Annotated in this window: 9 protein-coding genes; 8 read left to right on the forward strand and 1 reads right to left on the reverse strand. The window is 63.4% G+C overall.

Going from position 1 to position 12,406, the window contains the following annotated elements; genetic code table 11:
- Positions 1-2 precede the first annotated feature (2 nt).
- The gene (locus tag G455_RS0108280; protein ID WP_028093270.1) at positions 3-860 is read right to left on the reverse strand and encodes an HpcH/HpaI aldolase/citrate lyase family protein; all 858 of its coding nucleotides are present in this window, start codon (positions 858-860) and stop codon (positions 3-5) included.
- A 420-nt stretch (positions 861-1,280) separates the two neighbouring features.
- Here G455_RS0108280 and mdh point away from each other — a divergent pair, with 420 nt between their 5' ends.
- The 8 genes from mdh (at position 1,281) to G455_RS26370 (ending at position 12,395) form a co-directional block, all read left to right on the forward strand.
- Positions 1,281-2,243, forward strand: coding sequence for a malate dehydrogenase (gene mdh / locus G455_RS0108285; RefSeq protein ID WP_028093271.1), 963 nt, complete (start codon positions 1,281-1,283; stop codon positions 2,241-2,243).
- A 452-nt stretch (positions 2,244-2,695) separates the two neighbouring features.
- On the forward strand, positions 2,696-3,889 hold the full coding sequence (gene sucC / locus G455_RS0108290) for an ADP-forming succinate--CoA ligase subunit beta (RefSeq protein ID WP_028093272.1): 1,194 nt from the start codon (positions 2,696-2,698) through the stop codon (positions 3,887-3,889).
- Positions 3,890-3,977: 88 nt separating this feature from the next.
- Positions 3,978-4,859: a succinate--CoA ligase subunit alpha gene (gene sucD / locus G455_RS0108295; RefSeq protein WP_028093273.1), complete on the forward strand. Its 882-nt coding sequence runs from the start codon at positions 3,978-3,980 to the stop codon at positions 4,857-4,859.
- A 460-nt stretch (positions 4,860-5,319) separates the two neighbouring features.
- The gene (locus G455_RS0108300; RefSeq protein ID WP_028093274.1) at positions 5,320-8,286 is read left to right on the forward strand and encodes a 2-oxoglutarate dehydrogenase E1 component; all 2,967 of its coding nucleotides are present in this window, start codon (positions 5,320-5,322) and stop codon (positions 8,284-8,286) included.
- Between the two features lie 6 nt (positions 8,287-8,292).
- The gene (gene odhB, locus G455_RS0108305; protein ID WP_028093275.1) at positions 8,293-9,810 is read left to right on the forward strand and encodes a 2-oxoglutarate dehydrogenase complex dihydrolipoyllysine-residue succinyltransferase; all 1,518 of its coding nucleotides are present in this window, start codon (positions 8,293-8,295) and stop codon (positions 9,808-9,810) included.
- Positions 9,811-9,948: 138 nt separating this feature from the next.
- Positions 9,949-10,338 carry an MAPEG family protein gene (locus G455_RS0108310; protein ID WP_028093276.1) on the forward strand — a complete coding sequence of 130 codons (390 nt, stop codon included), beginning with the start codon at positions 9,949-9,951 and terminating at the stop codon, positions 10,336-10,338.
- A gap of 108 nt (positions 10,339-10,446) precedes the next feature.
- Positions 10,447-11,835, forward strand: a complete 1,389-nt coding sequence (gene lpdA, locus G455_RS0108315; RefSeq protein ID WP_028093277.1) for a dihydrolipoyl dehydrogenase — start codon at positions 10,447-10,449, stop codon at positions 11,833-11,835.
- Between the two features lie 131 nt (positions 11,836-11,966).
- A complete protein-coding gene (locus G455_RS26370; protein ID WP_154664355.1) occupies positions 11,967-12,395 on the forward strand; it encodes a hypothetical protein in 429 nt (142 codons plus the stop codon).
- Positions 12,396-12,406: the final 11 nt, after the last annotated feature.

Raw genomic sequence — 12,406 nt, forward strand, 5'->3', positions numbered from 1 at the left:
GCTTACCCCGCTTGCAATGCCTCGATTGCTTCGGCTTTTGCCAGAGTCTCCCGCGCCGTGGCAACATGCAGGTTCTCGACGATCTTGCCATCGACCACCGCAACCCCCTGGCCTGAGGCTTCAACCTCTTCGAAGGCAGCGATCTGACGGCGTGCCAGGTCGACCTCTTCCGCCGAGGGCGCGAAAGCGGCATTGGCGACATCCACCTGCGCCGGGTGGATCAGCGTCTTGCCGTCAAAGCCCATGTCGCGGCCCTGGGCACATTCCGCAGCCAGCCCCTCGTCATCCTTGAAGGCATTATAAACACCATCGACGATGATCAGCCCCTCGGCCTTGGCCGCCAGCAGGCAGAGGCCAAGCCCCGCCATCATCGGCAGCCGGTCGGCACGGAAGCGGGTCTGCAATTCCTTGGCCAGATCGTTAGTGCCCATCACCATACCGGTCAGCACCGGATGGGCCGCAATCGCGGCCGCATTCAGCATGCCGCGGGGGGTCTCCATCATCGCCCAGATCGGCAGATCGCCAGTGATCGCGGCCAGCGCGTCGATATCTGCAGGCGAGCCCACCTTGGGCAGCAGCACCACATCGGCGTCCATCTCGCGCACGGCACGGGCGTCATCATGCCCCCAGGGGGTATCGAGCCCGTTGATCCGCACGATCTTGATCCGCTGACCATAGCCCCCCTGCGCCAGCGCCTCTTTCAACGTATCGCGGGCGTTTTCCTTTTCATCGGCGGAAACCGCGTCCTCGAGATCGAAGATGATCGCATCCACCGGCAGGCCACGTGCCTTGTCCAGAGCGCGCGGCTTGGAGCCGGGGATATAGAGGACGGAACGGTAAGGGCGCGAACGGGGGTCCATGAAACTCTCCTCGGGTCATAATGTTGCGCGCGAAAGGGGCATTCTTTTCCGGAAAATTCAAGAGAAAATCGCCGCGCCGCAGCACAAAGGCGGGATCGGCACGCCACACGGCCCCTCCCATGCCGGCCAGGGGCAACCACCCCAGACCGCCACCAGAATCGAAACGGGGCGCCGAGACAGGGCGAAACGCCGCACCGAAGCACATGGAACGATCACAGCTTCGGGACTTGAGGGGAAAAAGAGCACGTCCTTTCGGAGCGAGACACTGAGCGCTAAGATTGTGGAATCCTGATACAATTCAGCCAAACCGCCCTGACACTGCGCCGCTGCGCCGCGGCACGAGCAGACGCGGAAGCCTTGCGCGCGCGTCCGATTGGCACTAGGCAACCGGCAATTCCAACCCGACCGGAGATTAGTTCCATGGCCAGACCCAAGATTGCGCTGATCGGCGCAGGTCAGATCGGTGGCACGCTCGCCCACCTCGCCGCTCTGAAAGAACTCGGCGATGTTATCCTGTTCGACATCGCGGAAGGCACGCCGGAAGGCAAAGCGCTCGACATCGCAGAATCCGGCCCCGCCGAAGGTTTCGACGCCTCGCTGAAAGGCACCCAGTCCTATGAGGACATCGCCGGCGCCGACGTCTGCATCGTGACGGCAGGTGTACCGCGCAAGCCGGGCATGAGCCGCGATGACCTGCTGGGCATTAACCTGAAGGTCATGAAATCGGTCGGCGAAGGCATCGGCAAACACGCCCCCGACGCCTTCGTGATCTGCATCACCAACCCGCTCGACGCGATGGTCTGGGCCCTGCAGAAATTCTCCGGCCTGCCGGCGAACAAGGTCTGCGGCATGGCCGGCGTGCTGGATTCGGCCCGCTTCCGTCACTTCCTGTCGCTGGAATTCGGCGTGTCGATGAAAGACGTCACCGCCTTCGTTCTGGGCGGCCACGGCGACACCATGGTTCCCTCGGTCCGTTATTCGACTGTCGCCGGCATCCCGCTGCCCGACCTGATCGAAATGGGCTGGACCACGCAAGAAAAACTGGACGGCATCCTGCAGCGCACCCGTGACGGCGGCGCCGAAATCGTCGGCCTGCTGAAAACCGGCTCTGCCTTCTACGCGCCGGCCACCTCGGCCATCGAAATGGCCGAAGCCTATCTGAAAGACCAAAAGCGCGTTCTGCCCTGCGCCGCCTACTGCAACGGCGAGATCGGCGTGAAAGACATGTATGTGGGCGTGCCCACCGTGATCGGCGCCGGCGGCATCGAAAAGATCGTCGACATCAAGCTCAACAAAGAAGAGCAAGAGATGTTCGACAAATCGGTCGCGGCCGTCAAAGGCCTGGTCGAAGCCTGCAAGGGTATCGACAGCACCCTGGCCTGAGGCCACATCGCATCGTAAGACTGACAGGGCCGGCCCAAGGAAGGGACCGGCCCTTTTCATTTCGGGCACGGCTCATTTCGGACACGACGTGCGCACCTGGCCTTTTGGCCTTGCTGACTGCCCGCCCCTCCCCCGGATCTCGGCTCATCCCGGCGCAGCCTCTCCGAACCGCCCCAAACGTTCCGCCCCAGATGGCGTGGGATCAGCGTCCCGTGAACGACTCGTGACCGCCTGGCGATCGGCAATACACAGCCGGCGAACAGTTTGATTCCTTTTCTCATATTCGGTTTTCGGTCGGAAATCATCTTTGTGATCACACGACAAAAATCTGTGATCACAAACTGCGCGATTTTGCGCCCAAACCTTTTACTCGCCCCAAAATTCCCTTAACGCCGCGCACAGACCTGCCTATACACAACTAAATCGCACCCCGACGGGAGGACATTCTACCGATGAACATCCACGAATACCAAGCCAAGGCACTTCTGCGCAGCTACGGCGCGCCGGTGTCCGACGGCCGCGCGGTCCTGAAAGCCGAAGACGCCAAGACCGCCGCAGGCGAGCTCGACGGTCCGCTCTGGGTCGTCAAGGCGCAAATCCACGCCGGCGGTCGCGGCAAAGGTAAATTCAAGGAACCCGAAGCGGGTGAAAAGGGCGGCGTGCGTCTGGCCAAATCGGTGGAAGAAGCCGCCGAACTGGCCAAGCAGATGCTGGGCAAGACCCTGGTGACGCATCAGACCGGCCCAGCCGGCAAGCAAGTCAACCGCATCTACATCGAAGACGGCTCGGACATCGAGCGTGAGCTGTATCTGGCGCTGCTGGTGGACCGTCAGTCCAGCCGCATCTCCTTCGTCTGCTCGACCGAAGGCGGCATGGACATCGAAGAAGTCGCTGCCTCCACCCCAGAGAAAATCCTCAGCTTCTCGGTCGATCCGGCCACCGGCTACCAGCCGTTCCACGGCCGCCGCATCGCCTTCTCGCTGGGTCTGACCGGCGCGCAAGTCAAGCAATGCGTGGCGCTGATGGGCAATCTCTACAAAGCCTTCGTCGAGAAGGACATGGAGATGCTGGAAATCAACCCGCTGATCGTGATGACCGACGGCAACCTCAAGGTGCTGGACGCCAAGCTGGGCTTTGACGGCAACGCGATCTATCGCCACCCCGATATTGCCGAGCTGCGCGACACCACCGAGGAAGACCCGAAAGAGCTGGAAGCCTCGAAATACGATCTGAACTACATCGCGCTGGATGGTGAGATCGGCTGCATGGTGAACGGTGCCGGCCTAGCGATGGCCACCATGGACATCATCAAGCTCTACGGCGCGGAACCGGCCAACTTCCTCGACGTCGGCGGCGGCGCCACCAAGGAAAAGGTGACCGAAGCCTTCAAGATCATCACCTCGGACCCGAACGTGAAGGGCATCCTGGTGAACATCTTCGGCGGCATCATGCGTTGCGACGTCATCGCCGAGGGCGTGATCGCCGCGGTGAAGGAAGTGGGCCTGCAGGTTCCGCTGGTCGTTCGTCTGGAAGGCACCAACGTCGAACTCGGCAAGAAGATCATCAACGAGTCCGGTCTGGACGTGATCGCCGCCGACAACCTGTCCGACGGTGCCGAGAAGATCGTGAAAGCGGTCAAGGGCTGAGCGTTTGAGGCGTACCCGGGCCCTGCCCCTGCGCCTCACCAGTTGAGAACATAAGCGGCCTAGCCGCAAGATATCAGGAGACGCCAGCATGGCAGTCCTCGTCGACGAAAATACCAAAGTCATCTGCCAAGGGATCACCGGGTCCCAGGGCACCTTCCACACTGAACAGGCAATCGCTTACGGCACCAAGATGGTCGGCGGCGTGACCCCGGGCAAAGGTGGCACCACCCACCTGGACCTGCCGGTCTTCAACTCGGTTCACGAAGCCAAGCACGTGACCGAAGCCAACGCCACCGTGATCTATGTTCCGCCGCCCTTCGCGGCCGACTCGATCCTCGAGGCGATCGACGCCGAGATGGAGCTGATCGTCTGCATCACCGAAGGCATTCCGGTGCTGGACATGATGAAGGTGAAGCGCGCGCTGATGGACAGCAAGTCGCGGCTGATTGGCCCGAACTGCCCCGGAGTCATCACCCCCGGCGCCTGCAAGATCGGCATCATGCCCGGGCACATCCACCAGCGCGGCAAGGTGGGCGTCGTGTCCCGCTCGGGCACGCTGACCTATGAGGCCGTGAAGCAAACCACCGATCTGGGCTTGGGCCAATCCTCGGCCGTGGGCATCGGCGGTGACCCGATCAAGGGCACCGAGCACATCGACGTGCTCGACATGTTCCTGGATGATCCGGAAACCCAGGCGATCATCATGATCGGCGAAATCGGCGGTTCTGCCGAAGAGGAAGCCGCTGAATTCCTGGCCGACCAGAAGAAAAAGGGCCGCTGGAAGCCGACCGCAGGCTTCATCGCCGGCCGCACCGCCCCTCCGGGCCGTCGCATGGGCCACGCTGGCGCCATCGTCGCCGGCGGCAAGGGCGGCGCCGAAGACAAGATCGAAGCCATGCAAAAGGCCGGGATCGTCGTTGCCGACAGCCCCGCCACGCTGGGCGAAGCCGTGTTGAAAGCAATCGGCTAATACATAGATGCAGCATCGGGCGGCCCTGTCGCCCGGCGCAACTGTTCTGTATGACTAGCGCCGCCCGCGACGGGCGGCGCATTCCCCTGGAGGCTTGGCAGATGCCAGTCGACATGTCGCAAGAACGGACCTCCCTCCGGCCAAGCGCAGGACGCGCAGCCGGTCGAGCGTGCCCCTGTGGGGTGCAGCCATGAAGGTTCCCCTAGCCGTCCCGGCAGCAGATGCCTGCCCGCTTCAGGCCGCAATGACGACCGGCCTTTCCGGACATCGCCGTTCTTCCATGTCCCGGCCCGCCGGCGCCACAGGCGTGGCGATCGCCCGCCATCAGATTTCCGCCACCACCGTTCGGATCTGGACCGCAGGGTTCAGTCCCGGCCCCGCCGGGACAAGACTGCGTGACCGATCCGGCCCCGCCCCCAATTCACGAATATCCGTGCGCTAGACGCTCAGAGGTAGCAAGATGACAGAGCACTCCCCCAACGACTTTTTCCACGCCTCCAGCTTTATGCAGGGGCAGAACGCGGAATATCTGGACCAGCTTTACGCGCAGTATGCCGGCGACCCCAACGCGGTTGACGCCGCTTGGGCCGAATTCTTCCGCCAGCTCGGCGACAGTGAGCTGGACGTGAAGGCCGAGGCGCAGGGCCCCTCCTGGGCCCGCACCGACTGGCCGCCGATGCCGAATGACGATCTGACCGCAGCGCTGACCGGCGAATGGCCGGCGGCTACCGAAGCCAAGGCCGCTGGCGAGAAAATCGCCAAGAAGGCCGAAGCCAAGGGCGTCGCCGTCTCTGACGAACAGCTGAAACGCTCGGTGCTGGATTCGATCCGGGCGCTGATGCTGATCCGCGCCTATCGCATCCGTGGTCACCTGATCGCCGATCTCGATCCGCTGGACATGCGCGATTCCGAAAAGGTGCCGCACCCCGAGCTTGATCCCAAGACCTACGGCTTCACCGATGCCGACATGGACCGACCAATCTTCATCGACAACGTGCTGGGCCTTCAGATCGCCTCGATGCGGCAGATCATCGACATCGTGAAACGCACCTATTGCGGCACCTTCGCGCTGCAATACATGCATATCTCCAACCCCGAGGAAGCCGCCTGGCTGAAAGAGCGGATCGAGGGGCTGGGCAAGGAAATCGCCTTTACCCGCGAAGGCCGCAAGGCGATCCTGAACAAGATGGTCGAGGCCGAGGGCTTCGAAAAATTCCTGCACGTCAAGTACATGGGAACCAAACGCTTTGGTCTTGATGGCGGCGAAGCGCTGATCCCGGCGATGGAACAGATCATCAAGCGCGGTGGTGCGCTGGGGATCAAGGAAGTCGTCATCGGCATGCCGCACCGCGGCCGGCTTTCGGTGCTGGCCAACGTGATGAGCAAACCCTACCGCGCCATCTTCAACGAATTCCAGGGCGGCAGCTTCAAACCGGATGACGTCGATGGGTCGGGCGATGTGAAATATCACCTCGGCGCCTCGTCGGACCGTGAATTCGACGGCAACAAGGTTCACCTGTCGCTGACCGCCAACCCTTCGCACCTCGAGGCGGTGAACCCCGTCTGCTTGGGCAAGGCACGGGCCAAGCAGGACCAGTTGAACGATAAGGAAAACCGCACCGCGGTTCTGACCGTGCTGCTGCACGGGGATGCGGCCTTTGCCGGCCAGGGCGTCGTTGCGGAATGCTTCGGCCTGTCGGGCCTGCGCGGCCATCGCACCGGCGGCACCATCCACTTCGTCGTCAACAACCAGATCGGTTTCACCACGGCGCCGCATTTCTCGCGCTCCTCGCCCTATCCGACCGATATCGCCCTGATGGTCGAAGCGCCGATCTTCCACGTCAACGGCGACGACCCCGAGGCTGTCGTGCATGCCGCCAAGGTAGCGACGGAATTCCGGCAGAAGTTCCACAAGGACGTGGTCATCGACATGTTCTGCTATCGCCGCTTCGGTCACAACGAAGGCGATGAGCCGATGTTCACCAACCCGGTGATGTACAAGAAGATCAAGACCCACAAGACCACGCTCAGCCTCTATACCGAGCGGCTGGTCAAGGATGGCCTGATCCCGGAAGGCGAAATCGAGGATATGAAGGCCGCCTTCCAGGCGCATCTGAACGAAGAGTTCGAGGCCGGAAAGGACTTCAAGCCCAACAAGGCCGACTGGCTGGACGGACGTTGGTCCGGGCTGAACCGCGAGGGCGAGGAATATGTTCGCGGCGAAACCGCGATCTCTCCGGAAACGCTGCAAGAGGTCGGTCGCGGCCTGACAACGGTGCCCGACGGTTTCGCTCTGCACAAGACCGTCGCACGTCTGCTCGAGGCCAAGAAGGAAATGTTCGCCACTGGCGAAGGCTTTGACTGGGCCACCGGCGAAGCGCTGGCCTTCGGCTCGCTGCTGACCGAAGGTTACGGCGTCCGCCTGGCCGGTCAGGATTCCACCCGCGGCACCTTCAGCCAGCGCCATTCGGGCCTGATCAACCAGAACACCGAAGAACGCTATTACCCGCTGAACCACATTCGCGCGGGTCAGGCGAATTATGAAGTCATCGACTCGATGCTGTCGGAATATGCGGTGCTGGGCTTCGAATACGGCTATTCGCTGGCGGAACCGAATGCGCTGACGCTGTGGGAAGCCCAGTTCGGCGACTTCGCCAACGGCGCGCAGATTATGTTCGACCAGTTCATCAGCTCGGGCGAAAGCAAATGGCTGCGGATGTCGGGCCTCGTCTGCCTGCTGCCGCATGGCTTCGAAGGTCAGGGCCCGGAACACAGCTCTGCCCGGCTCGAACGCTATCTGCAGATGTGCGGTCAGGACAACATGATCGTTGCCAACTGCTCGACCCCGGCGAACTACTTCCACATCCTGCGCCGTCAGCTGCACCGCTCGTTCCGCAAGCCGCTGATCCTGATGACGCCGAAGTCGCTGCTGCGCCACAAGCTGGCGGTCAGCAAGGCCGAGGACTTCACCACCGGCTCCAGCTTCCACCGCGTTCTCTGGGACGATGCGGAAACCGGCAGCTCCTCCACCACGCTCGCTGCGGATGACAAGATCAAGCGCGTCGTCATGTGTTCGGGCAAGGTCTATTACGACCTGCTGGAAGAACGCGACGCACGTGGCATCGACGATGTCTATCTGCTCCGGATCGAACAGTTCTACCCCTTCCCGGCGATCTCGCTGGTCAAGGAACTGGAACGCTTCAAGGGCGCCGAGATGATCTGGTGTCAGGAAGAGCCCAAGAACCAGGGCGCCTGGACCTTCATCGAGCCCAATATCGAATGGGCGCTGACCCGCATCGGGGCCCAGCACCAACGGCCGCGCTATGTCGGTCGCGCCACATCGGCCTCGCCCGCGACGGGTCTGGCCAGCCAACACAAAGCCCAACAAGAAGCGCTCGTGAACGAAGCGCTCACGATCGAAGGATAACGGAACATGACTATCGAAGTTCGCGTCCCCACGCTCGGCGAATCCGTCACCGAAGCGACCGTCGCCACCTGGTTCAAGAAACCGGGCGATGCCGTCGCGGTCGATGAAATGCTGTGTGAGCTGGAAACCGACAAGGTGACCGTCGAAGTGCCGAGCCCGGCCGCCGGCACCCTGGGTGAGATCGTCGCCGCAGAAGGTGAGACTGTGGGCGTCGACGCACTGCTGGCCACCATCGCCGAAGGTGCGGGCGCAGCGGCTGCCCCGGCGCCGGCTGCCACGGCAGCCCCCGCCGCTCCGGCGCCAGCCGCCGGCGGTGCCGACAGTGTCGACGTCATGGTCCCCACCCTGGGCGAATCCGTGACCGAGGCCACCGTCGCCACCTGGTTCAAGAAGGTCGGCGACACCGTCGCCCAGGACGAAATGCTGTGCGAGCTGGAAACAGACAAGGTTTCCGTCGAGGTTCCCGCCCCTGCCGCCGGCGTCCTGGCTGAAATCGTGGCCCCCGAAGGCACCACGGTCGACGCCGCCGCCAAACTGGCGGTGATCTCCGGCTCCGCTGCCGGTGTGGTCGCGGCCCCCGCCGCAGCCCCCGCCCCGGCAGCAGCCCCGGCAGCGTCCGGTGCCAAGGATGTGGAAAACGCCCCCTCGGCGCAAAAGGCAATGGCGGCTGCCGGCCTCTCGGCCGATCAGGTCACCGGCACCGGTCGCGACGGTCGCGTGATGAAGGAAGACGTCCAAAAGGCACTGGCCGCCGGCATCACCGCCGCTGCTCCGGCACAACCGGCCGCCGCCGCGCCGCGTGCGCCGGTGTCTGCAGATGACACCGCGCGCGAGGAACGGGTGAAGATGACCCGCCTGCGCCAGACCATCGCCCGCCGCCTGAAGGATGCACAGAACACTGCCGCGATCCTGACCACCTATAACGAGGTGGACATGACCGAGGTGATGGCACTGCGCAAAGAGTACAAAGACCTGTTCGAGAAGAAACACGGCGTCCGCCTGGGCTTCATGTCCTTCTTCACCAAGGCCTGCATCCATGCGCTGCGCGAAGTGCCGGAAGTCAACGCCGAGATCGACGGCACCGACATCATCTACAAGAACTACGTCCACATGGGCGTGGCTGCCGGTACGCCCCAGGGCCTGGTGGTTCCGGTCATCCGCGATGCCGACCAGATGTCCTTCGCCGAGATCGAGAAGGCGATCGGCGAAAAGGGCAAGCGCGCCCGGGACGGCAAGCTGTCGATGGCGGAAATGCAGGGCGGCACCTTCACCATCTCCAACGGCGGCGTCTATGGCTCGCTGATGTCCTCGCCGATCCTGAACCCCCCGCAATCCGGCATCCTCGGCATGCACAAGATCCAGGATCGCCCGATGGTCATCAACGGTGAGATCAAGATCCGCCCGATGATGTATCTGGCACTGTCCTACGACCACCGCATCGTCGACGGCAAAGGCGCCGTGACCTTCCTGGTGCGCGTCAAGGAAGCGCTGGAAGATCCCCGTCGCCTGCTGATGGACCTGTAAGTAAAGACGGCCGGGCTTCGGCCCAGCCTGCCCGGGGCGGGCCGAAGTCCGCCTCAGGCACCAATCAGGTCCAGGGCCCCCTGGCTTGCCAGCCTGTGCCGAGACGGCGATGGATTTCCGATCCACGGAGCGTGCACCATGACCCCCGAACTCACCGCCCTCACCCTCGCCGCCCTGCTGCAGGTGGTCCAGATCGGTCTGTTTTCCGCCAGCGCGCAGAAACAGGTCGGCGGCGCCTATGCCGCCTCCCCCCGGGACGAGGCCAAGCAGCTCACCGGCACCGCCGGACGACTACAGCGCGCGCTCGATAACCATTTCGAGGGGCTGGCGCTCTTCACCATCGCGGCGGTGGTGATCACCCTCTCGGGCCAGTCCTCGCCCCTCACCGCCGCCTGCGCCTGGGTCTACCTCGGCGCCCGCATCCTCTATATCCCCGCCTATGCGCGGGGCTGGGCGCCGGGACGTTCGATCATCTGGGCCGCCGGCTTTCTCGCCACGATCGTGATGCTGCTGGCGGCGCTGATATGACACCCACCCGTTTTCCCGGCCTTTTTCTGGCCCCAAATATCCCGGGGGAGCCGCGCAAAGCGCGGTGGGGGCAGCGCCCCCTCCCCCTTCAACGAAAGGAGCCTACCCATGGCAACATATGACGTGATCATCATCGGCGGCGGCCCCGGCGGCTATGTCTGCGCGATCCGCTGCGCCCAACTGGGCCTGAAGACCGCCTGTGTCGAGGGCCGTGGCGCCCTGGGCGGCACCTGCCTGAACGTCGGCTGCATCCCCTCGAAGGCGCTGCTCCACGCCACCCACCAGCTGCACGAGGCGGAACACAACTTCGCCAAGATGGGCCTGAAGGGCAAGGCGCCCAGCGTCGACTGGAAACAGATGCTCGCCTATAAGGACGAGGTGATCGAAGGCAACACCAAGGGCATCGAGTTCCTGTTCAAGAAGAACAAGATCGACTGGCTGCAGGGCTGGGGCTCGATCCCCGAGGCCGGCAAGGTCAAGGTCGGCGACGAGGTGCACGAGGCCAAGAACATCATCATCGCCACCGGCTCCGAACCCGCATCGTTGCCGGGCGTCGAAGTTGACGAGAAAACCGTGGTGACCTCGACCGGCGCGCTGGAACTGGCCAAGACTCCGAAGAAGCTGGTCATCATCGGCGCCGGCGTCATCGGGCTGGAACTGGGCTCGGTCTACTCGCGCCTGGGCGCCGAAGTCACCGTGATCGAATTCCTCGATTTCATCACCCCCGGCATGGACGGCGAAGTGCAGAAGAGCTTCCAGCGCATCCTGAAAAAGCAGGGCATGGAGTTCATCATGGGCGCCGCGGTGCAGAAGACCGAGATCGCCCGTGGCAAGGCCAAGGTCACCTACAAGCTGCGCAAGGACGACAGCGAGCATGAGATCGACGCCGATACCGTGCTGGTCGCCACCGGCCGCAAACCCTATACCGAAGGCCTGGGTCTGGAAGCGCTCGGGGTCGAGATGCTGCCGCGCGGACAGATCAAGGTCGGCGCCGACTGGCAGACCAACGTTCCCGGCATCTATGCCATCGGCGATGTGATCCCCGGCCCGATGCTGGCCCATAAGGCCGAAGACGAAGGCATGGCGGTGGCCGAACAAATCGCCGGCAAGCATGGTCATGTGAACTATGCCGTCATCCCGGGCGTGATCTACACCAACCCCGAGGTCGCCAATGTCGGCAAGACCGAAGAACAGCTCAAGGAAGAGGGCCGTGCCTATAAGGTCGGTAAGTTCCCCTTCATGGGCAACGGTCGCGCCAAGGCAACTTTTTCGACCGAGGGCTTCGTCAAGATCCTCGCCGACAAGGATACCGACCGGGTACTCGGTGCCCATATCATCGGCCCGTCGGCGGGTGAGCTGATCCACGAGATCTGCGTTGCCATGGAATTCGGCGCTGCGGCCGAGGATATCGCACTGACCTGCCACGCCCACCCGACCTATTCGGAAGCGGTGCGCGAGGCGGCCCTGGCCTGCGGCGACGGCCCGATCCACATCTGATCCTGTCGCCCGCCGCGCATCTGCGTGGCGGGCGTCCCTTTCGCCCGGCGCGGGCGTTCACGCCTCTCCCTCCAGCCGAGATGCCTTTTCCACGACGCGTCGCCCCTACATGGGCCTCCCTCCCGGGCGCCATGATCGCAGGAAAGCCTCCGAGCGCGGTAAAGCCGAACCAAGCTCCAGGAACATCCTCCGCCGACCTGGCCAAGCGAAAGCACCAGCCATGGCGGCGCGGCGCGTCGCCGCCAGCGCATCATGCCAAATTGAACGCCTCGATCCCGCTCCTCCTGGATCGCCGCACATGGTCAGGCTTCGGGGACCGCAAACCTTGGGACATCATCCAGCAGCGTCCTGATATTTCCCGTTTCGACCCCGTCAGGCATGGGACGGTCGATGGCCTGACGACTATTGAGCAGTTCGAAACACGCCTCTCTGGCCCCGAAGACGCCGAGGCGGCTCTGACAGCAAAACAACAATTCAGAACACTGCCACAAAAAGCTTCAGGCATCAGGCTTCACGCCCTCGCGGCGGAAAGCTGGCGGCACCGGGAAGAACGGCGATGAGACCGCGATGG

The sequence above is a fragment of the Pseudodonghicola xiamenensis DSM 18339 genome (genome assembly GCF_000429365.1).
GTDB lineage: Bacteria > Pseudomonadota > Alphaproteobacteria > Rhodobacterales > Rhodobacteraceae > Pseudodonghicola > Pseudodonghicola xiamenensis.